This is a genomic window from Robertmurraya siralis, assembly GCF_005502275.1.
GTDB classification, from domain to species: Bacteria; Bacillota; Bacilli; order Bacillales; family Cytobacillaceae; genus Robertmurraya; species Robertmurraya siralis.
In genome coordinates this window covers 49,027-70,174 of record NZ_SWLZ01000023.1, presented here as the reverse complement: position 1 = coordinate 70,174, position 21,148 = coordinate 49,027, and the positions used below count along the sequence as shown (strand labels likewise).

The 21,148-nt window shown below is 40.1% G+C and carries 17 protein-coding genes; 15 read left to right on the top strand and 2 right to left on the bottom strand.

Going from position 1 to position 21,148, the window contains the following annotated elements; all coding sequences use genetic code 11:
- Positions 1 to 133 precede the first annotated feature (133 nt).
- Complete coding sequence (locus FCJ93_RS20120; RefSeq protein WP_137744512.1) at positions 134 to 2,227, bottom strand: transglycosylase domain-containing protein; 2,094 nt, start codon at positions 2,225 to 2,227, stop codon at positions 134 to 136.
- A gap of 483 nt (positions 2,228 to 2,710) precedes the next feature.
- On the opposite strand from FCJ93_RS20120, the gene FCJ93_RS20115 reads away from it, so the two are divergent.
- The 5 genes from FCJ93_RS20115 to FCJ93_RS20095 all read left to right on the top strand — a co-directional run bounded on the left by FCJ93_RS20115 (position 2,711) and on the right by FCJ93_RS20095 (position 10,352).
- Positions 2,711 to 4,396, top strand: a complete 1,686-nt coding sequence (locus tag FCJ93_RS20115; protein WP_137744511.1) for a transglutaminase domain-containing protein — start codon at positions 2,711 to 2,713, stop codon at positions 4,394 to 4,396.
- Positions 4,397 to 5,143: 747 nt separating this feature from the next.
- Positions 5,144 to 6,676 carry an NADH dehydrogenase subunit 5 gene (locus tag FCJ93_RS20110; RefSeq protein WP_095314678.1) on the top strand — a complete coding sequence of 511 codons (1,533 nt, stop codon included), beginning with the start codon at positions 5,144 to 5,146 and terminating at the stop codon, positions 6,674 to 6,676.
- Positions 6,676 to 9,348 carry a DUF2309 domain-containing protein gene (locus FCJ93_RS20105; protein WP_137744510.1) on the top strand — a complete coding sequence of 891 codons (2,673 nt, stop codon included), beginning with the start codon at positions 6,676 to 6,678 and terminating at the stop codon, positions 9,346 to 9,348. Before FCJ93_RS20110 ends, FCJ93_RS20105 begins: the two co-directional genes overlap by 1 nt.
- A 1-nt stretch (position 9,349) precedes the next feature.
- The gene (locus FCJ93_RS20100) at positions 9,350 to 9,850 is read left to right on the top strand and encodes a carbonic anhydrase (RefSeq protein ID WP_095314680.1); all 501 of its coding nucleotides are present in this window, start codon (positions 9,350 to 9,352) and stop codon (positions 9,848 to 9,850) included.
- 133 nt (positions 9,851 to 9,983) lie between these two features.
- A complete protein-coding gene (locus FCJ93_RS20095; RefSeq protein WP_095314681.1) occupies positions 9,984 to 10,352 on the top strand; it encodes a DUF2294 domain-containing protein in 369 nt (122 codons plus the stop codon).
- Positions 10,353 to 10,588: 236 nt separating this feature from the next.
- Here FCJ93_RS20095 and FCJ93_RS20090 read toward each other — a convergent pair whose 3' ends face one another.
- Positions 10,589 to 10,813, bottom strand: a complete 225-nt coding sequence (locus FCJ93_RS20090) for a hypothetical protein (protein WP_095314682.1) — start codon at positions 10,811 to 10,813, stop codon at positions 10,589 to 10,591.
- 495 nt (positions 10,814 to 11,308) lie between these two features.
- Here FCJ93_RS20090 and cpaB point away from each other — a divergent pair, with 495 nt between their 5' ends.
- The 10 genes from cpaB (at position 11,309) to FCJ93_RS20040 (ending at position 21,068) form a co-directional block, all read left to right on the top strand.
- On the top strand, positions 11,309 to 12,112 hold the full coding sequence (gene cpaB / locus FCJ93_RS20085; RefSeq protein ID WP_137744509.1) for a Flp pilus assembly protein CpaB: 804 nt from the start codon (positions 11,309 to 11,311) through the stop codon (positions 12,110 to 12,112).
- A 323-nt stretch (positions 12,113 to 12,435) separates the two neighbouring features.
- Positions 12,436 to 13,602 (top strand): AAA family ATPase, encoded by a 1,167-nt coding sequence (locus FCJ93_RS20080; RefSeq protein ID WP_095314683.1) that lies wholly within the window; start codon positions 12,436 to 12,438, stop codon positions 13,600 to 13,602.
- Between the two features lie 64 nt (positions 13,603 to 13,666).
- Positions 13,667 to 15,043: a CpaF family protein gene (locus tag FCJ93_RS20075; RefSeq protein WP_095314684.1), complete on the top strand. Its 1,377-nt coding sequence runs from the start codon at positions 13,667 to 13,669 to the stop codon at positions 15,041 to 15,043.
- The gene (locus FCJ93_RS20070) at positions 15,021 to 15,947 is read left to right on the top strand and encodes a type II secretion system F family protein (RefSeq protein ID WP_137744508.1); all 927 of its coding nucleotides are present in this window, start codon (positions 15,021 to 15,023) and stop codon (positions 15,945 to 15,947) included. Before FCJ93_RS20075 ends, FCJ93_RS20070 begins: the two co-directional genes overlap by 23 nt.
- 4 nt (positions 15,948 to 15,951) lie before the next feature.
- The gene (locus tag FCJ93_RS20065) at positions 15,952 to 16,887 is read left to right on the top strand and encodes a type II secretion system F family protein (RefSeq protein ID WP_095314686.1); all 936 of its coding nucleotides are present in this window, start codon (positions 15,952 to 15,954) and stop codon (positions 16,885 to 16,887) included.
- A 54-nt stretch (positions 16,888 to 16,941) separates the two neighbouring features.
- Positions 16,942 to 17,145: a hypothetical protein gene (locus FCJ93_RS20060; protein WP_137744507.1), complete on the top strand. Its 204-nt coding sequence runs from the start codon at positions 16,942 to 16,944 to the stop codon at positions 17,143 to 17,145.
- A 54-nt stretch (positions 17,146 to 17,199) separates the two neighbouring features.
- Positions 17,200 to 18,636 carry a vWA domain-containing protein gene (locus tag FCJ93_RS20055; RefSeq protein WP_137744506.1) on the top strand — a complete coding sequence of 479 codons (1,437 nt, stop codon included), beginning with the start codon at positions 17,200 to 17,202 and terminating at the stop codon, positions 18,634 to 18,636.
- 51 nt (positions 18,637 to 18,687) lie between these two features.
- The gene (locus tag FCJ93_RS20050; protein ID WP_137744505.1) at positions 18,688 to 19,080 is read left to right on the top strand and encodes a TadE/TadG family type IV pilus assembly protein; all 393 of its coding nucleotides are present in this window, start codon (positions 18,688 to 18,690) and stop codon (positions 19,078 to 19,080) included.
- Entirely contained in the window at positions 19,077 to 19,730 is a 654-nt protein-coding gene (locus FCJ93_RS20045; RefSeq protein WP_095314690.1) for a Tad domain-containing protein, read from the top strand. The genes FCJ93_RS20050 and FCJ93_RS20045 overlap by 4 nt, the downstream gene beginning before the upstream one ends.
- 42 nt (positions 19,731 to 19,772) lie before the next feature.
- Positions 19,773 to 21,068: a hypothetical protein gene (locus FCJ93_RS20040; protein WP_137744504.1), complete on the top strand. Its 1,296-nt coding sequence runs from the start codon at positions 19,773 to 19,775 to the stop codon at positions 21,066 to 21,068.
- Positions 21,069 to 21,148 lie beyond the last annotated feature (80 nt).

Here is a 21,148-nt window from a genome sequence, read left to right as displayed (position 1 = left end):
TCTTCCCACATTTTTAAGATTTCTAATTTTATTTCAGGTAGATAGGATCTTTTAGACATAAAAAACTCCCCATTAAATAGCCAGATTTTTATTTTTTAATCTGTCTACCTAATGGGGAGCAGATCAAGCCGTGCTACTTGCCGATTTTCTCTTTTACATAGTCATAGAGCCAAATTGCGTCTTCTTTGAATTCCTCAACGGCACGTTTCCATTTAGGGCTTTCTTCTTTAATGACTTCCTTTAGCTCATCAGTCTTTTCTTTAAGTGCTTTGGTGATTTCCTTGCTCTCTTTGCTTCCGGTTTTTTCCTTTTTATTGACGCCTGCAAGTTTTGAGTTGACGGAGACAACATCAAACTCTCCCGGTTCAAAATAAGGCAATGATTGTTCCATAATCGCGCGAAAGATCGGGACAACATTTTCAGAGCTGCTATTTGATAAGTAATGCTCCCGATCTGTTTTGTCATAACCGAGCCAAACAGCTCCAACGATATTCGGGGTATAGCCAACAAACCATTGATCTTTTGAGCCATTGATGTCTTCGTACGGAAGCTGAGTAGAACCGGTCTTGCCGGCAATCTCAACGCCGGAGATTTTGGCAGCGGTACCTGTACCAGATTCTACTACATTCAATAACATTGAGTTCATTTCGCGAACGACAGATTTTGAAGTTACGCGTGTAGACTTGCCTTTATGCTCGGCGATTACGTTTCCAGTCGGGCCGACGATCTTTGTAATTAGATGTCCATCATGGCGCTTTCCTTCATTGGCAAAGGTTGAGTAAGCTTCCGCCAGCCTTAATGGAGAAATTCCTTTATGCATTCCTCCGAGAGCTATTCCTAAATATTTATCCTCATCAGTTAAAGGAATCCCAAATCGTTTTAAGGAGTCAAGCCCCTTTTCTAAGCCAATTTCATTTAATAGCCATACTGTTGATGCATTGAGCGAATTTTCAACAGCCTCATACATTGGGACGTCCCCTTTGTATACGCCATTTGGGTTAGTAGGAGTATATTTGCCGTATGTTTTCTGTTCGTCCTGCAAAATAGATGTCACGAGATAGCCTTCTTCAATGGCAGGTGTATAGACCGCTAATGGCTTCAGCGTTGAACCAGGCTGGGCTTGTAAATGCGTGGCTCGGTTAAACCCGCGGAACACATATTCTCCACGACCACCGACAAGTCCAAGTACACCACCGTTATGAGGGTCGAGCATGACAGCACCGCTTTGAACGATTTCACCGCCTCTTCCTTTTGGAAAAACAGAATCCTTCGCATATACCTTCTCAAGAGCAGTTTGTATATTTTGATCCATATTGGTATAGATTTGATAGCCTCTTGTTAAAATTTCCTCTTGCGTTAACCCGTATTTTCTGATTGCTTCATCCAAGACAGCATCGACATAAAATGGGTAATCCCGTTTAATAAAACTGCCACCACCATCTTCTAAATGAACCTCTTCTTTTTTAGCTGCTTCATATTCTCCTTCAGAAATCAACTTGTTTTCCAGCATGCGGGAAAGGACAACATTGCGTCTTTCTATTGCCCGATCTAAATGCTTGTACGGATCTCTTGCAGATGGCGATTGAAGGAGTCCCGCTAAAAGGGCCGCTTCACTAATCGATACATTTTGAATATCCTTATTAAAGTATTTTTTAGAGGCTTGACCAATTCCCCATGCACCGCTGCCAAAGTAACTTTGGTTTAAATACATTTGAAGGATTTCGTCTTTTTTATATGTTTTTTCAAGCTCAACAGCTAAAAATAACTCTTCTATTTTGCGTCGATACGTTTTTTCAGGTGATAGCAGCGCGTTTTTGGCAAGCTGCTGCGTAATTGTACTGCCACCACCAGTAATTCTCCCAGCTAAAAGGTTTTTGAAAAATACGCGCGTAATTCCTTTTATATCGAAGCCGTTATGCTCGTAAAAACGATGGTCCTCAATGGCGACAACTGCGTTGCGAACATGTTCAGGAATTTCGTCTACCTCGACTCCAGACGTTCTGTTGGTCGTGATTTCTGTTGCTATTTCTTCATTTTTATCGTAAATGACTGTTGATTGGCTTAAGCCAGCTTTTAATGATTCGACATTCGCTTGGCTTGCCAAGACGGCAAAATAAATGATTGTAAATAAAATAAAGGATAAACCTAGTAAAAGGATGATTTGCGTGATGTGCATTCTCTTCCAAAACCGTACTATATTCTCCCATAGGGGTCTTAATTTTTCCATTGAAATCTCCTCATTCTATAAAGATCTGCATTCTTATTCTTATGAAGTCATTTTAAAAATAGACGGGTATTTCTCTTCTCTTTTATTATAGCAGATGCGTGATTCTTATTTGCTGTGATGACAAGCCGCTTTGTTCGGTCATCGTCAAAATAAGCTTTAGGGAAAGCTTATAATGGTATAGACGAAAAATAAGCGCAATTGGATGCAAAAATTTTATTTTGTACGCATTTTCATATTGTCTGATTTTAAGAGAGTCTGACGAAAATGTGAATGCATGATAATCATCGTTTATCATAAGGTAAATTTGTAGAAGAGGCGGAGCCTCCAAAGTCTGTTTTGGAGGTCATAGCACTCGTCGGTGAAATCGGGACCTTGTTCATAGAGAGAAAAGAGTTCATAAGTCTTAGAAACTATTGATTTGGAAATACGTAAAACTTATCGACTAGAAAAAGAATGCACAACGGATGTATGAAGGAGGAGAATATGAAACGGATGCGATTACGATTTGTTTTTTTCTGTTTGCTTAGTTTCGTTTTGATAACAGCATGTGCGAATACAGAAATAAGTGATTCTAAAGCAAAAGAAGAAAAGGATAAATACGAACAGCTAGTTGAACAAAGAAATGGTGAATTGGAACTGGTTCCTCTTGAATTGACTTCATATAGTGAGGAAATTGGCGCCTCACTTAGCAATCCAAAATATCAAAAGTTTGCTGCCAATGGAAAAGTGAAGATCGAGGGGGAAATTGAACACTACAATGAGTTAAAGTCAGACTATGCGTGGATTAAAGTTCGTTCAAATGAAGAAGGTCCGGCTGGAATGGAACATGAATATTATGTTCCAATCAAGGAGGGAGCTTTTAAGGAAACGGTTCACTTTTTTAATGGAGAGGGTGACTATCGTGTAACGGTTCAACTTCCAAGTACCGATCAGGAAAATTATTATTATGATACTGCAAGCTTTGAAGTGATAAACGTCAATCCAAAGATGATGAGAGATTTAACCTATACCCCTTTTGGATATGGTGCGGGATTGACCGTTGACATGGACACAAGTTATGTGGAGGAGAGTGAGATTTTCTTATTAAAGGGTGAAGCAACGGCATTAGCAGATGGGGAAAAAATGATGCTAGTGATTAGGAAGGATTCTGAGCAATGGAAGCACATTATCCCTGTGAAGGATGGGAAATTCGAATATGAAATGCCACTGTTTTTCGGAAAAGGACTCCATGAGTTAGAAGTGCTTGTTCCTGACAAAGAACGGGAAGATTATTATCAGGTTGGCACGAAAATCTTAGTCAATAATGAGTCCGAGCAAGTGATGAAGCCGATTGAATATTCCAATACTTATATTGAGCGAGGGGTTACGTTAGAGTACCCGACTTTTGGAGGAAAGGTGACGGAAGGACAATATCATATAAAAGGCTCAATAGATGAAAACGCTGAATTTGCTAAAGATACGACCCATATTTATGTTACAACGGAAAAGGGAGAGGATACAGCACTGGATGTCATTCCAGTTGAGAACTTCTCTTTTGATGACTCCTTTTATTTACGATTTGGATCTGGCACCTATGAGGTGACTGTAAGTGTTCCAGAAATTAAAAAGGAAAACAGCAATTATTTTCGCTATTTCGGCTTTGCGAAATTTGAGCTAGAGTCTACAGGCGAGGATAAACGCGATCTTCTTCCTTCAAGAGGTATAGAGTCGGACGACCCGCAAATCAAAAAACTGGCAGAGGAAATCATTAGTGGAAAAACGACCGAGCGTGAGAAAGCGAAAGCGGTATACGATTACGTTACAAAGACGATTTCTTATGATGTTGGCAAGATGAAAAATAAAGAATTCGAATGGGATGATAGCGCTCTTAAAACGCTTGCGGAAAAAACAGGTGTCTGTCAAGATTATTCTTATTTGGCAATTGCTTTACTTAGAGCGGTAAATATGGAAGCTAGATTTATTGAAGGGACAGCACTAGGCGGGTTTTGGCCACAAAATCATGCATGGGTAGAAGTGAAGGTTGACGGAAAATGGCTTACGATGGACCCGACATGGGGGTCTGGCTATATAGAGAAGGATCAGTTTGTTGCTGCCTATACAGATAAATATTTCGATCCGAACATGACGGAGTTTGAGAAAACCCATATCCGCAATGGGGTATCGTACTAAAAGGTTTATCGTGATCACGTGCAATCACCACGAGTCGAGAGTGTAGACAAAAAATGCAGTTATTCAGGCTGATTGAAAACATTGGTTGTATTGCCGCGCCAAGCTTTGAAAAGAGCGGCACTGGACAAGGAGAAGCATCTTGGCATGCTGACCGGGAGGACGTTAATCTATGAATTGAATATTTGCGTGGGTGTTAAAAGGATATTTAGCAACGCCTGCCTATAAAAAATTTTTATCGTAAAGTTTCGTGAGCTTGAACGATTGGCCTTCTTCCCTCCCTTTTTCAACATTTAAGTTCAATCTTATTGATGCTTTCCGGTTGACTATTTTGCAAATTTGCCCTATCTTTATATTTAACTTAATTATCGATAGATGTTTACTCGTGCTTTTTATCGTGTTGGGCGCTTTAGCATTATTTTAATAGTTTATATTGATTTGAATGAAAAAGAACTCCAATATAAAAAAAGAGGGGTAACGTGAATCGAGAAGTAAAATAAAATGATACTGTTTGTTAACATGGAAGTTACGATAAAAGTTGATAACGAGGTAGCACTTCAAAAAACTTTATTAAAGTTAGTTAGAGTGAAGCCGACAATTTTCAGAATTCAATGGTCTAAAAAGATTATTGAATTCTAAAGTTGTCGGTTTTTTTATTGTTTTTAGAATTTGTTTAGTGAGCCTCATTCTTTTTTGTTTTGCGCTATTATTCATAAATGTGAATTGTCAGTTGAAAAGGGAGAAATCAAAATGTTTGTTTCACTTACTATGTCTTCATTGATGATTATTTTTTTAATCATGTTGATTATTTCGGGGCTTAGTGGACTAGTGTTTTTACATCCACGGGTACCTATAAGCTTTGTTCGTGTTCACATTTGGATCGTGGCTTTGCCGCCTTTAATTTCCGTGTTGGCACTTACAAACACAAGTGCCAATGGTCAAATCGGGCCATGGTACACAGATTCCTTAGCATGGTTAATGGTTTTTTTCGTGCTTGCAATTGGTTTTATCATTCAACGTTTCTCTGTTCGTTATTTACTAGGGGATCGTGCTTATCGTAAATATTTTACCCTCTTTACCTTGACTACAGGTGCTGCTTCCATGGCCTGGCTGAGTGCTGATCTCCGTTTAATGGTTTTATTTTGGGGTGCAACTCTTACAGGTTTGACTCTCCTTATAAGATTAAACCATGAATGGAAAGTAGTGAGTGAAGCAGCAAAGGTTTCTGGGCGCTTATTTCTACTAAGCTGGCTTTCTTTAGTATTGGCAATGGTTTGGCTCTTTCAAGCTAGCGGGCAATGGCAGCTGTCATCGGCGCTTTCAATTGAAAATTTAGTTTTGCTCGGGAACTGGGAGAGAGCAGGGATTAATTTATTGATTGTGTTAGCCGTGATTATTCCAGCAGCGCAGTGGCCTTTCCACAGGTGGTTAATTGAGTCTGTTGTAGCACCGACACCTGTTTCGGCGATAATGCATGCTGGTTTAGTAAATGCAGGCGGAATCATGCTTACTAGATTTTCACCTCTTTTTAATGGAGACATTGCCTCGATTACATTACTTATACTTGCAGGTATTTCTGTTTTGATTGGCTCTGGAATTAGTTTAGTTCAGGTGGACTATAAGCGTCAATTAGTAGGATCTACAATTGGACAAATGGGATTTATGCTCATCCAATGCGCTTTAGGGGCATATATAGCAGCCATTATCCACCTTATTTTACATGGTTTGTTTAAAGCAACGCTATTTTTACAATCCGGTTCAGCAGTGCGCCGTTTTGAGGTATCGAATCGGATTAATGAAAGAGCCTCCTATTTATGGATTCTCGCTGGCCGAGCATTAGGAATTGTTGCCGGGGTAGCTTTTTGGCTGATGGCTCCAGGAGAAGGATATCAATTGATTAGCGCTTTAATTATAGGATGGTCATTGTCTGTTTCTTGGACACAGCTTGTCGCTTTTGGGGAAGGAAGGATTGGCCGTAGTGTTGGTTTCTTATTTCTTGGAGGCGCTGCACTTGTGTATGTTATGATCCATCATCTTTTTTATGAGTTGCTGCAAACAACCGCGTTTCAGAGTGTCCAACCCCCAATGGCAGTTGTCATCATTGTCGCTTGCCTTTTACTGTTTGGTAGTGCTATAGGTGCATGGATTGCCCGTAATCAATCTTCTGTTTTCTTTGCCGTGCTCTATCTTTGGTTAGTTAAATTGGGTGAGGCAAAGGCTAAATCTGTAGACAGTCATCCTAGCTACCTTGAACAATATTTACAAAAAGGAGGTAATCAGTGATGAGTGGGACATCTGTATTAATGAAGGAATCCTCGAAAACAAAGGATTCACAAAGCGATTTTCAAGAAATGAGTGCGATAATTGCTGCGGCAAGTCAGGTAATCGCTCCACTCTGGCCGATTTCAACCTTTGCAGCACGCAGTCCGTGGCTAGGTTTGGAAAAACAATCCTTTGCCGGGGTGGCGAGTTGGCTAAAAGAAACCCGTGACGTTGATATATATCCTAGTGCATTAATGATTCTTGCGGCAAAACGCAAAGGGGAAATTGATGAGAAATTTGTGCAAAGGGCTTTACAGCAGTGGCTTGATTCAAATTCCTTTCCTATTCCACGGGATGAGGCAGAGCGATTTTGTCAGGCTGCGCTTAAATTGGAGCCACTGCCAACTGAACTTTTATCATCATCTAAGCTTGAGCAGTTGGTCGCTCATCTGCATGAATTAAATAGTGGTTCTGGTGGAAAATTTACCATGCAACCATTGAGCTCATCTATAGAGAATCAAAGTCATGAAAGGTTAATTAACATTCTCGATCACCATATCATCAAGTGGTGCAAATTGTATTTGGATGATTCTCAAGCTGGCTGGACAATGCCGAATCGTGAGAAGGGGTTCTATCGTGCATGGCAACGCCTGATTCAATACGATCCGGCACTTAGTAAAAACCAGCGTCAAAGTCTCAAGGGGTGGCCAGAAAAGCCACAAACTGCGCTAAAGGCAGCGCTGCTTGCATTAGAAATCTCAGAGTCAGAGATCCAACCTTATCTTGAGGGACATTTACTTTCCCTTCCTGGATGGGCAGGAATGATGCTTTGGCGCTCACAACAATCAAGTGCAGAACAGGAGTTGTTAACAGAGTATTTGGCAGTGCGAATTTCGATGGAATGGGCGCTTATCCATCCTTACATGCCTTTGACTAATGAACGAGTTGCATATAAGGCTTCCATTGCTTCACTGTTAGCATCATGGCTTCATTGGGGAGAGCTTCCAATGGAGGAATGGTTACAGATGTCTGATGCACAACAACAAGCATATTTATCGTTTGCATCCATTTTTGATGATCAACTTCGCAGGAAAATTTGGTTAGAAGCGTGGGAGCAAACACATGAAGAGCGATTAAGGCAGAAGATGATCTCTAGTCAATATAAGACCGGCCATAAAAAAACACCTTTGGCTCAATTGGCGTTTTGCATTGATGCCCGTTCGGAACCTTTTCGTCGCCAGCTCGAAAAAGAGGGTCCGTTTGAAACGATTGGAATTGCTGGTTTTTTCGGCTTACCGATTGCAACCAGTGGGCTTGGGCATACTCACAGTCATCCTTCCTTGCCGATTATGCTGAAGCCTCAGCATAAAATAAGGGAGCTGGCAGAAGAGCATGAGCTCCAATTATATCAACACCGAAAGCAGGCAGTTCATTCTTTAAGCTATACTTTTAAAACGATGAAGCAAAATGTCCTGGCGAGTCTGCTCTTACCCGAACTGAGTGGACCTTGGCTTAGCCTGCAAATGGCAGCGCGGAGCTTTGTCCCTAGGAGGGCAGGACGCTTCTTACGTAATCTGCGTGAGGGATGGCTCCGTAAGCCGAATACAGAGCTTTCGCTTCATCATGATGATAAGAGGGAAGTTGGGTTGCCTGTTGGATTTGCGGATCAGGAAAAAGTGAACTATGCACGCCAAACTTTAAAAATGATGGGTTTAACAAAAAATTTCGCACCATTAGTTGTCATATGTGGACATAGTAGTCAAAGTACCAATAATCCTTATGCGGCTGCCCTCGATTGTGGCGCTTGTGGTGGTGCTGCAGGTGGTTTTAATGCAAGGGTCTTTGCTGCTTTATGCAATCTTCCTGAAGTAAGAGAAAATCTTACTTATGAAGGAATAGAAATACCTGATGACACTGTTTTCGTTGCCGCTGAGCATAGGACGACGGTCGATGATTTAGAGTGGATTTATGTTCCCAAGCTTACCGAAGCTGCACAAGAAGCGTTTGCGCGCATTGAGGCTATTATGCCTGACGTCAGTCATAAGGCAAATGCAGCGCGACTTGCCCAATTGCCCCAACTCCAATCGCAGCTTAAAAAACCGAGCGCTGAGGCGAAACGATTTGCCGAAGATTGGAGTGAAATCCGGCCTGAGTGGGGCTTAGCGCGCAATGCCGCTTTTATCATTGGAAAGCGTGAACTGACTGAAGGTTGTGACTTGGAAGGGAGAGCATTCCTCCATAATTATGATTGGCAAGAGGATGCAGACGGTGCTCTACTAGCTAGCATTATTGCGGGGCCTGGAACAGTGGCTCAATGGATTAATCTGCAATACTACGCTTCGACGGTCGCACCTCATTATTATGGCAGTGGAAGCAAAGCCACCCAAACGGTGACAGCAGGCCTTGGTGTCATGCAGGGAAACGCGAGTGATTTGTTGACTGGCCTCCCTTGGCAATCAGTTATGGCGACAGATTTTGAGGCTTATCACTCTCCGCTTCGGCTATTGATTGTCATACAAGCACCGAGTGAACATATTGAACGGTTATTAAAAACCGATTCAACATTTCGACAAAAAGTAAGGAACGGATGGGTTCGGCTTGCCAGTGTTGAGCGAGAGGGGCATTGGCGAAACTGGCAGCCATACACAATTAACGAACTGTTAAATGAGCCATATAAGGAAAGGAGCGAATGATGTGAATTTAGAACAAGCTCAAAAAGCGTTATTTCTGACGGATATTGAATGTGACTGGCACTCTCTTTTACAGGAAATAACGAATATTTTGCCGGAAAACATGCTGACGATTCAATGCTATGGTCCGGTCATCTCAAATCCTTATGGAGATATAATGAGGTCGATTATCATCGCGATATATCAGGAAAAGGTTGAGGAGATTTATGTCGTAGGAACGAAAAATAGTGAAGCTTTGTCCGCCAATGTCCTTATCGAGCTTGATTCAATGAAAGAGAAAATACGAACTTTGGATTACCTTTTCCAACATAGCAGACCGGAATTTTTAAGGGGAACGGTCCATGAATGGTTAAACGAAAATAGTCACGATCGGATTGAAAAATGTGTGAATATCATTTATCATCATCCGTTAGTGCCGCAAAATGTTAAAGTTCGGGGTTTAATTATTGATCATGAGGATGGGAAACCCTCAATTGTGGAAGTCTCGCCTCAGGTAACAGTGTGAATTTGCAGTGAAAAGTGGAAATGCTAAAATGGGATGGTTCATGCAGAAGCTACTGACTGTGACAAGTTCATATACCGTTGCGAAGAGTGTTTAACTGAAATTATTTTTTCACTTTATAGGAGATGTTTTGAATATGAAGAAGACGAAAGGTTCTTATGAATCCGAGATAAGCAAGGCTATTACTCAATGGGAGAAGGACTTTCTTGGACGCGGCTCTCTATCTGTGAAAACAGATATATTACGCGATATGATTATTGTCAATTTGCAGGGTGTGTTAACACCAGCAGAATATACCGTTTGCGAAACAAAAGAAGGATTATTAACAATCAAGAAGACTCGTTCAGAACTAGTTGAATCTGGTGCTGAAGATCTTAAGAACATAATCTTAACGATAACTGGGGAAAAAGTGAAAAGCTTTCATACAGATATAAGCTCTCGTACCGGTGAAAGAGTAATGGTATTTAAATTATACAATGATCTTGAGAAAAGTTTATTTATGTGAATCGATTTTACAATGTAAAACTTGAGCAATTATGAAATTGACTAATGTAAAAGTTTTTAAATGTTACAGCACTATTATAACAATGAACAAAATTTGTTTAGACCATAGACATACTCGATTTCATCGAATTTGTTTATGGTCTTTTTCTTTTAGGCTTTGATGAATTTTTGGCTCATTTTCTTCTATCGTTTCATCAAAAAGCCTTGGTTTAAATTATTTATTTACTTTCAGCGTCATCAACTTAAGGTGATTGCCAATAGGACTTGGCGCTCTTTTTTGGATAATGCTCGGAACGGACTGATTGTAACCGTTGCGCAAGTAGCAGTCAGATGAATGGTCACAGATGCGAAAAGCACCGATTGCTTCTCGGAAAAAGCAGTGGAAATCATTAAATATACCTCATGGTTGTGAGAGTTTGTGCGGGACTTTTGACCATAATGACGAGATTTATAGAGACCCATCCCACCTCCCTCCAAGCACTTATGTGAATCTACTTCCATACCCTATTAATTTCTTCTCAGCAACTTTCCAAAAATTTTAAAAAATATAGCAAAATAACACCTAATCCCATCCATATATATCCATAGTTTTCAAGGATATGGAAAATATATATAGTATTACGGAATAATTTAGAAAAATCGTATAAAAGAACTAAAAATTTTAACATTTGTAATAAAACATAAAAAGAATTACCAAATGTCTAGTTGTAATTAAAAACAACCTATACTTTTTTCCTAAAAATCGATCCTCCTTTATGCCTTTTAGAAATTTTGAATTCGAAATTTCCGTAGGACTATTTTATCTGTAGACTTCTTTAGGATGCTGAAGAAAGTTTGACGGAAATGTGAACGGATGGTAGTAAATATATAGGCAATAAGGAAATATTTCGGAAAAAATTCAAGTGAAAAGTATCACTATACATCAGTTTATTCAAAAACTTAGGAGAGAGGTATTGGATGTTAGAGTCAAAAAGAAGAGCTATCATATTCATTTCGATTTCATTAATACTTGCAGCGATAGCTGGATTTATGTTTTTACAAAAAGTAAATGAATTGAATGCCAACTTAGGTGGAACCACAAAGGTGTTTGTTGCTAAAAGTGATATCAATTCAAGAACAATTATTACGCCTGAGATGGTGGAAACGATTGACCTTCCTAATAAGTTTGTTACAGATACCCATGTTACAGACCCGAGGGAGATAACGAATAAAGTAGCGATAGTGCCGCTATTTGAAGGAGATATGATTACAACCAATCTATTAAAGCCGTTTTCGGAGGTTGGGGATCCAAATCATCGGTTGGTCGCACTTTTTGCAAATGAAAGAGTCTCTTTTGATCAGGAACTAGAAGATCTTGATCGGGTTGATATTATTGTTTCTCAACAATTCGATGGTCAGCCAAAAACAGAAATTTATATGACCGATGTACATGTATTTCGAGTGGATAAAACAAAATCTGAGTTTAGAGGGGTAGCTTTAGAGGTTTCGAAGGAAGACGCTCCTAAATTAATACATATGCAAAATTACGCAGATAGTATAAGAGTTTTAAAGGCGAATGTGGGACAGGAAGATAAAGTTGAAGAAGTAAGTGGAGAGACTGCCGAAAAGCAGGCAGAAACGAATGAACAGCCTGCACAGGAGCAGGGAGAAACAAGTGAACAGACGAATGCAGGGAAGAAGCCTGCTGCGGAAAACAAGGTAGATAAAAAAGCAGGAAAAGAAGCCCCGCAGAAGAGTGAAAATGGAAAAACAGAAGAGTAAAGATTAATTGAGTGGATTTTAGCATGTCTTAGTTAAAGTATGAAATCGTCATGATTAAACCTTAAAAATATTTTGTCATGATCCTTTGCTTATGAAAATAAAATACAAATGTTCGTTTTTTTTACTTACTGGGCTTTGTTAAAAAATCGTGTTGAGAATTTGATGCTCCTGATGATTCTATCAAATGAGGAGTGGGCGCTCCTTATCCTAGGGTTTTATTGCTTTGTAGCGATGCATAACGAAAGGGTAAAAGTGAGATCAACAAGATGATAGAGCAAATGCCACTAGAAAAGAAAATAGATTAAATGTTGGAGGTACTGGATATGGGTACGGAAAGCAGTATTCTGCTTGTTAGCGATGATAAACAAATAAGTGAGCAGATTATTCAACAAGCATTACAAATGTATCCTAATTTAACTCAGGCTGCTCCTTCTGAGGTGAGGAAGGAAATCGATCGTTTATCTCCGGATGTCGTTTTATTAGTTAATCCAGACGATGAGTCAGGGATTGAACTAGTTCAATATATACATGGTGAGTATCCAAATATCATTATCGTTTTTATTGCAAAAGAGCAGGATTTTCTTTTGCTTCGAGATGCGTCGAGAGCGGGAGCAACAGATTTCTTTATTCTCCCCGATGAGATGGGCCAATTTAGTGACAGGATCGAAAGGATTCTTCTGATTGCAAAAGAGCAAAGTGCCACGATTGAAGGGAACTTAGTACCGCATCAAGGAGGTCTTCGGAGGGGAAGAGGCCAGATTTTTTCCTTTTACAGTGGAAAAGGTGGCAGTGGTTCAACGCTGATTTCCAGCACCTTTGCCCAAACGCTTAAATTAGAATCAACATCACAAGTTTTATATATTGATATGAACCTACAATTTGGCGGGGCTGAAATGTATCTCGGGCTTGAAAGCAATCGGTCTCTTGCCGATTTAAAACCAGTAATCAATGAGCTAAATGAAAACCATATTCGCAATGTCAGTGAAAAAGAGCCCCATTCGAAAATGGAAATATTACTAAGTCCAAGAGATGCTGAAGTGGCTGAAGGGTTAAACGATGATTTTTTTACAAAGTTGTTGAGAGCATGCAGAAGAAGCTATGACTTCGTTATCGTCGATCTCCCTTCGAATATGAACACAAATACATATGTAGCGTTAGAAGAGGCAGATAAAATTTTCTATGTTATGAACCTCGATACACCTTCCTTTAAAGTGTTTAAGCATGTGGAGGATCTATTCAATCGATTAGGAATGGATACGGATGGACGGCTGCAAATTGTCGTCAATGAGAAGGGGAGAGAAAACGAGCTTACTCCCAGTGATTTAAAAAATTTCATAGGAATTCCAGTTATTGCGGAAATAAGAAGGGATATTAAAGGGGTCCAGTCCTTTATCAACAAAGGAGAACCGTTAAGAAAGGTGCCAAAAGAGAAAAAGCTAATCCCGCTCGCAAAGGATATTCGCAAGTGGACACTGACGATTCTTAAATAAACAGGTTTTTCCGAGATGATTGCATGTAGGTTGCGATAAGAGCGAGAAAGGAGGAGGCCCTCTTATGTCATTATTTAACCGTTCAGAGAAAAAAATAGAGAATGCAAGTAAAGAAGGTCCAGTTCATTATTCTTCTTACGATAGTCATTATGTTGATGAACTGCTTGAACATTATAAAACAAGATTGCTCCGTGAAACGAATCTTGAACAGCTGACAAGTTTGACGCAAGGAGAAATGAGACTTGCGATCGAACGAATGATCAGCCAATTTATGTCAGAGGAAAAAGTGATTATTTCCAGGCGTGATAAGGAGATTCTCCTAACCCGACTAATTGATGAATCTGTTGGATTAGGCCCATTAGAACCGTTGCTTCAGGATGATGAAATTACCGAGATTCTCATTAATGGTCATAGCCAAGTATACATTGAGAAAAAAGGGCAGCTGCAGTTAACGGGAATTCAATTTCGCGATGAAGCTCATGTTAGACATATTATTGATCGGGTCGTAGCCCCGTTGGGGAGGCGCGTCGATGAAAGTTCGCCGATGGTGGATGCAAGACTTCCTGATGGGAGCCGTGTCAATGCGGTTATTCCACCTGTCAGTTTGAATGGAACGCTGATTTCAATACGGAAATTTAGAGCAGACCCTTATCAAATGAGTGATCTTCTTGACTTTGGTTCATTAAATGAAGCGATGGCACAATTTATTCAAGCAGCCGTTTTTGCCAAAATGAGCGTCCTTATTTCTGGGGGAACAGGAAGTGGGAAAACGACGTTATTAAATGCGTTAGCAAGGGCAATTCCAAGCGGAGAACGGGTTATTACAATCGAGGACTCAGCAGAGCTAAAGCTTGGTCGACCAAATGTGGTTGGCATGGAAGCAAGACCGCCGAATGTAGAGGGAACTGGTGAAATCACAATCAGACAATTGGTTCGAAACGCCCTCAGAATGCGGCCCGATCGAATTATTGTTGGAGAGGTGCGCGGTGCAGAGGCATTTGACATGCTGCAGGCGATGAATACTGGACATGAAGGCTCTCTTACGACGGTCCATGCCAATTCTCCACTCGATGCATTGAAACGTGTAGAAGGGATGGTTGTGATGGCAGGGATGGATTTGCCTTCAAAGGTTATTCGTGAATACATTGTAGGGGCGCTAGATTTAATTATACAAGGAACACGTTTGCCTGATGGACAGAGAAAGCTTATATCGATTTCAGAAGTTGTCAAGAGACCGAATGGAGAGGCGGAAATCCAAGAAATATTCCGCTTTAAACGTACGGGAATAGATTCAGATGGAAAAGTGCTAGGTTACTTTACGCCAACAGGAATCGTTCCTCACTGTTTAGAGCGATTACAAGTGTTTGGAGCGGCCATTGATGAATCCATTTTCCAAGCAGAGGAAGAGGTGAAGAATAGTGATTATATCTATTCTTTATAGTTTAGCTGTTTTATTTGCGTTATGGAGCGCCTACAATCTCTTAGGTTATCGTGCTTCTAAAAAAGAATGGGGAAACAGAGTAAGCAAGTGGTTTGGCAGTAGGAATACGAGAAAAAGTTTTATTTTGATTCTGGGTGATAAATTCGATGAAACCAAGTATGGGAAGAAAACAAATCTTCAGTTAAAACGGGCTAATATCCAATTGATGCCGTCAGAATTTTATGGAATTTTACTTTTAGGTGTCAGCGTAACAGCCTTATTGCTCAACAGTTTCTTCTCCATCAAATTTCCTATTAATCTTATTATTTCAATCGTTCTAATGGAAATGGTAAGACGGGGCTTATTTTTGATTCGAAAAAATAAATTCCAAGAGAGAATGAATGATCAATTGCCGGAAATTTGTCGAATTCTTGCCAATTCTACTCGATCCGGAATGACGTTAACACAAGGCATCGGGATTTGCGCCCAAGAATTAAATGAACCAGCAAAAGACGAATTCCGAAGATTATACGGAGAACTTCAACTCGGTGTTGATTTTAATCGGGCGTTAAAAAATTTGGAAAGGAGAATTCCATCCAGAGAGTTTAAATTATTTATTGCCTCGCTCTTGATTCAAAAGCATGCGGGTGGAAATATGCATGCGGTTCTAGATGAAATGGGGCAAACATTGGAAGAAAGAAAACTGCTTTTGCAAGAGATCAAAACGATGACTGCTGAGCAGCGATATATCGCTTATATCGTACCTGTGCTACCAATATTTTTATTGCTCATTATGAATAATTTAGTAGACGGATTTTTAGATCCGCTGTTTTCAGGAATTGGCATTATTCTTCTCGGCTTATTTGTGATAGGGACGTTATTATCTTTCTTCTTAGTAAAGAAAGTAACGGATATAAGGGTGTAATGATATGGATGGAATGATTTTAATAAGTGTGGTCATTAGTTTTTTTCTACTGGCAACCGGCCTCAAGTATTTCTATGATTACTTGACTGAAAAACAAGAATTAAAACAGCATGTTCATGAAAATGTGATGGTCAATCGCTTTGACATGAAGAGCGGGAAAACGAGAAAAGAAAAAATTTTAGAAAAGACCTTTTATTATGCCGATGATTTTTCTGCGCTAGGAAATAGAATCAACTTTTTCAGTGAATCTCATGAAGTAGAAAGATGGTTAATACAAGCAGGGTATCCATACGCTTTAACGGTTGAACGTTTTCAAGGATTAAAAATATTTATGATGCTTGTAGGCTTTGTAATGGGAGTATTGTTAATGATTATCGGCTTCCCATTCGCGCAATTTTTAATTCTTTTCTTGCCTTTGATTGGCTATTTTGCAACGATTTTTTGGCTGAAGGGAAAAGCGACAAAAAGGCAGGATGAGCTTGGTTTCTCTTTACCGGACTTCCTTGATACGGTCAGCGTCACGCTTCAAGCCGGACTTGGCTTGGATCAAGCATTAAGGGAAATTGTTCCATATTTTCAAGGACCAATAGGTGAAGAATTTTCAAGGTTTAATCAGGAAATCGATCTTGGAGTACCAAGGGAGCAAGCGTATAGGAGGATGCTGGAGCGAAATGATAATCTCGCTTTTCAGTCATTAATTAAATCATTAATTCAAGGCTCCAAGCTGGGAGTCCCGGTCGCAACAACATTCAAAATACAAGCAAACGAGATGCGGCAAATGAAGAAAGAGAAGATTAAGGAAATGGCGGCAAAGGCCTCTCCGAAAATCACCATGATTACATCATTTATTGTCATGCCGACGGTAATGATTTTGATCGGAGGCCTGCTTATTTTAAATATGTTCACCGGTGATGACAGTTTACTAAACATGTTTAAGTAAAAATTAGCAGAATAACAGAGTAAGAGAATTCACTTGAAAGGAGGTGAAAGGCAAATGTTCAAAAAGAAATGTATTGAAATGTATGTGAAGTGCAAAGGGCTTCTTCAAAATGAAAGAGGTGCACAAACACTTGAGTGGGTTGCAGTTGCTGCAGTTGTTGTCACAATTGCTGCATTACTGGGGGCTGCATTTAAAGATGGCGATGGTCTAAAGGGTCTTGTTGATAAAATTATTGAGAAGGTCCAGAACAGCCTGTAAAGATGTACTTGAAGTACATATTATTTAGTAGACACCTAAGGTGGTGGTAATTGAATGGTTCAATTGCCACTATCATTTTTTGAGGAGTGTACATTTTTTATGCAAATAAAAAGCTATGTATTAGCCATTATTCTTCTTTTGGGAATCAGTGTTCTAGCTGCTTGCAGTGAGAAAAAAGAATCAGATGCACCGGAGAATGGTGATGAAGTGCAACAAGAAAAAACGGAAGGGCAAGCTGTTAGTATACAGGAACTTATTGCTGAACTTCCTGAACCATCCACAACTGCCGAGGAATATATCAACGCTGAACCAGGGCTGTATGCTGGAAAACTATATGCTGATTTGCCAACGGAAGAACAAGAGGAAGTTGTTAGTTTATTTAGGGAGCTACCTAAAATTGGTGAAGAACCAACAGAGGAAGAAATTGAATTATATTGGCGCAAAACGCTTTCCCTTCTTCATGAGGACTACCCTAATCCTGCCGATGCCCTTGATGAAGTAAAGATTGAATCGTTCGGAAATCCAGAGCTCGAAGATGAGCGTTTTCATTTTAAAGAGCAACTGAATGTACAAATCATTCTTGATGCAAGTGGCAGTATGGGGAATGAAATGGATGGGAAAACAATGATGGATATCGCTAAAGACTCCATTACAGAATTTGCTTCTTCGCTACCTGAAGGAGCAAACATCGCACTCCGCGTTTACGGACATAAGGGAACAGAGAAAGAGAAGGATAAAGAGCTTTCCTGCAGCAGCAATGAACTTATATATGATATGCAAGCATATGAGCAAAACGCTCTTCAACAAGCATTGAGCGGGGTTAATCCTGCCGGTTGGACACCGTTGGCAGATGCGATTGAGCAAGCAAAAAATGATTTATCTCAGTATAACAGTGAAAGCAATACAAATATTATTTATTTGGTTAGCGACGGGATCGAAACCTGTAATGGGGATCCAATCGCTAAAGCAAAAGAGCTTGCGGAATCAAATATTCAGCCTATTGTTAACGTCATCGGATTTGATGTCGATTCAAAAGGACAGCAGCAACTAAAGGAAGTGGCTGAAGCAGCTAAGGGAATTTACGAGAATGCAAGAAATGCGGAAGAGTTAAAACAACAGCTCCAAAAGGCGAAGGACATCGCTGACAAGTGGAAAGAATGGAAGGAAAAATCCATCAATACAGCCAATTCGAACAAATTGGATCAATTTTTAAAGAATATCCCAGCCTACCATATTGAATGGATGGAAGCGAACCGTCGTGAAAACTTAAATTTTTCAAAGCCATTAATTAAATTGCGGGATGAAGGCCATATAAGCAGAGATGCATATCAGCAGTTGATTGAAAAAGTAGATCAAAGATTTAGTACAGGAATAGAAATCGGTGATCAAATACGTGAGGACTTACGTGCATTAGCTGAGAAAAATTTCGAGGATGCAGAAAAAGAGATTAATGAAATATATAGAAACAATGTAGAAAATACCGATCAATAGGTTTGTGCTTTGTCAAAGAGTGATAAGGCGTTGAAATTAAGGGGTGGAAGAATGCTCCAGTTACGAAAGAAAATTCAGGAGGAAAAAGGGTCTGCCACATTAGAATTTATTATGGTGATGCCCTATTACCTTTTCTTTATGCTATTACTTTGGCAGGCTGTTGCTTCAGGCATTACGATTATGCAAGCTCAATCAGCTGTAAATGAAGCAGCGAAAATATACGCTGTAACCAAAAATGAATTCGAAGCAAAAGAGGTGGCGGAGAATATAATTGGTCACAGTGATATTATGACATTTGAACAGTTTCATGTTCCCCCACATTCAGGTAAAGAGTTTACCGCAGAAGTAAAATTGAAACACGGACTTGTTTTTGTACCAAAAGAGTGGAGAAATGTTGCGTCCGTGGGACTGACTCACTCTGCTTCAGGAAGGGTAATTGAATGAAGAAATACTTGGACAATGAACGGGGCAGTGGCGTTATTTTAACGATATTCAGTTTTGCGATTGTGGGGATCATGTTAATTCTAGTGCTTAATATTGCCATGGTTTTTACAAAGAAAGAACAGGCGTCGATTGCCGCAGAGCATGCCAGTATAGCAGCAACGAGCGTTGTGTATGAAAAAATTGATAGCGTTGTGAAACATCATGTGAAAAAAGTGCTGATTGGCATTGATGAAGACGGTGTTGAAATTTTCAAATACGAGCCGCTCATTGATAAGGTACGTGACAGAGAGTCTGCGATTAAAGCCTCCAATCCATGGCTTTCAAATAATGAGACTTATATTAAAGCGGTCAATGATGTCTTAAGCAAGGAAATTCCAGATGATGAGGATTTGCCAGCTAAAATTTCTGCTGCAATAGATTCTGCAAAATATTCTATTCCATCAGTGATAAGAAATACCATTGCAGAGAACTCTGGTGAGGTGACCGATTTTGACTGGAACTTCTTATATGATGAAAACCGCATTGAAGTAATAGCGAAAACAAAATTTGAAGCTGTTAATCATGATGGCATTCAGTTTGGCGGAGAAAGCGATATTCCGCAGAGGGGAAAAGGTCCGGTTATTTCGTTTATTGAGGTATCTGGATGGTAAGAGTTCAATCATAGCTTTCTAAGAAAGGAGTGGATGGAGCGGATGAAAAGAAAGACAAAAGTTTGGATAAACAGAATTACTGCTGTGTTCATGGCAGTTATGGTTGTTTTTATGAGTTTCTTTCCTATTATTACATTTGCCGAAGGGAACTTTAAACCTGGAAACTTCTCACCGGGTAACTTTACACCCGGAAATTTTACTCCCGGTAATTTCTCGCCAGGCGAGTTTACCCCGGGCGATTTTCAACCAGGAGAATTTAGCCCGGGAGAATTTGCTCCGGGCGATTTTCAACCAGGAACTTTTAATCCAGGCGAGTTTACCCCAGGCGATTTCGTGCCAGGTGAAGGAGCGACACCGGGGCAATACACTCCGGGTCAAACAACGCCAGGAAATTTCACAGAGGGAACGCCTGGAACAAACCCTGACGGCCAAAACGGAAATCCCACACCATCCACAACGAATCCATCTACTATAGAAAATCCATCTTATGACACGAATGCTCCAACAACCGGTAGTGGTGAAACGGATCAGAATCAAGGGGATTCAAGCTCCGAGGGTACGAAAAAGTATCCATTTAGTGATGATCCGGCATACCAAGGGCTTAAATTTATCACGAACAGCATGATCTTTCCAGCTATAAAGGGACTCGATAAACATACTTTAATTGATATTGATTGGAATCGCTATGAGGAGAATTTAAGTAAAAGTGTAGCGAAGAGTCTCATAAAAAATCAGCTAGGAAATATGTTTGATGGGAACACATTATACGGGGGCCTTGGTAAGTTAGGATTAGATATATGGTCAGGAGTAGACAACGCTAAGCACATAAGCGGGTTTTTTAACTCTTGGACGGATATTAAATCCATTTGGAATACTGCAACAACTACAGGTGGCAGCTTTAGCGGTGCAGCTCTTGGTTCAGGTTCATTCTTCTCAAAAATAACAAAGCCTTTTGATATGGGGACAGGTATTGCAGGAAAAGCTGCCCCGTGGATGGCTGCAATTAGTACGGGTATTTCAGGAGCAGAAACGATCATGAATTTTGCCAATGGAGATACTGTAGACGGTTTTGCCAGTCTTGGCGAAACCCTCATGTCCGGGGCAGTCGTCTTATCTGCAACAGGAGTTGGAGCGCCAATTGCGGCAGGCGTTGCGATTGCTGGTGGAGTACTTTGGGCAGGAGCAAAGATTGTGAAACATAAGGATACAGTTGTTAAAGCTGTCAAAGCAGTAGGAAATGGTATTGCCAATACTGCAAAAGCAGTAGGTAATGTTGTAAAAGGCGGAGTAGATGTCGTGAAATCTGGGTTTAAGAAAATTGCAGGCTGGTTTGGGTAATAGGATGCTTACTATCTAAAAGCAGGTTTGTTATGCTTGGTTTATGAGTACAAATAGGTGGGGGATTGAGAAATCCTCCA

What these genes read in the sequence shown, in the direction of transcription:
- FCJ93_RS20120 (WP_137744512.1), bottom strand. Translation starts at nt 2,227, where the DNA reads ATGGAAAAATTAAGACCCCTATGGGAGAATATAGTACGGTTTTGGAAG.
- cpaB (WP_137744509.1), top strand. Translation starts at nt 11,309, where the DNA reads ATGTTAGAGTCAAAAAGAAGAGCTATCATATTCATTTCGATTTCATTA.
- FCJ93_RS20105 (WP_137744510.1), top strand. Translation starts at nt 6,676, where the DNA reads ATGAGTGGGACATCTGTATTAATGAAGGAATCCTCGAAAACAAAGGAT.
- FCJ93_RS20045 (WP_095314690.1), top strand. Translation starts at nt 19,077, where the DNA reads ATGAAGAAATACTTGGACAATGAACGGGGCAGTGGCGTTATTTTAACG.
- FCJ93_RS20040 (WP_137744504.1), top strand. Translation starts at nt 19,773, where the DNA reads ATGAAAAGAAAGACAAAAGTTTGGATAAACAGAATTACTGCTGTGTTC.
- FCJ93_RS20095 (WP_095314681.1), top strand. Translation starts at nt 9,984, where the DNA reads ATGAAGAAGACGAAAGGTTCTTATGAATCCGAGATAAGCAAGGCTATT.
- FCJ93_RS20055 (WP_137744506.1), top strand. Translation starts at nt 17,200, where the DNA reads ATGGTTCAATTGCCACTATCATTTTTTGAGGAGTGTACATTTTTTATG.
- FCJ93_RS20075 (WP_095314684.1), top strand. Translation starts at nt 13,667, where the DNA reads ATGTCATTATTTAACCGTTCAGAGAAAAAAATAGAGAATGCAAGTAAA.
- FCJ93_RS20110 (WP_095314678.1), top strand. Translation starts at nt 5,144, where the DNA reads ATGTTTGTTTCACTTACTATGTCTTCATTGATGATTATTTTTTTAATC.
- FCJ93_RS20115 (WP_137744511.1), top strand. Translation starts at nt 2,711, where the DNA reads ATGAAACGGATGCGATTACGATTTGTTTTTTTCTGTTTGCTTAGTTTC.
- FCJ93_RS20050 (WP_137744505.1), top strand. Translation starts at nt 18,688, where the DNA reads ATGCTCCAGTTACGAAAGAAAATTCAGGAGGAAAAAGGGTCTGCCACA.
- FCJ93_RS20080 (WP_095314683.1), top strand. Translation starts at nt 12,436, where the DNA reads ATGGGTACGGAAAGCAGTATTCTGCTTGTTAGCGATGATAAACAAATA.
- FCJ93_RS20065 (WP_095314686.1), top strand. Translation starts at nt 15,952, where the DNA reads ATGGATGGAATGATTTTAATAAGTGTGGTCATTAGTTTTTTTCTACTG.
- FCJ93_RS20060 (WP_137744507.1), top strand. Translation starts at nt 16,942, where the DNA reads ATGTTCAAAAAGAAATGTATTGAAATGTATGTGAAGTGCAAAGGGCTT.
- FCJ93_RS20090 (WP_095314682.1), bottom strand. Translation starts at nt 10,813, where the DNA reads ATGGGTCTCTATAAATCTCGTCATTATGGTCAAAAGTCCCGCACAAAC.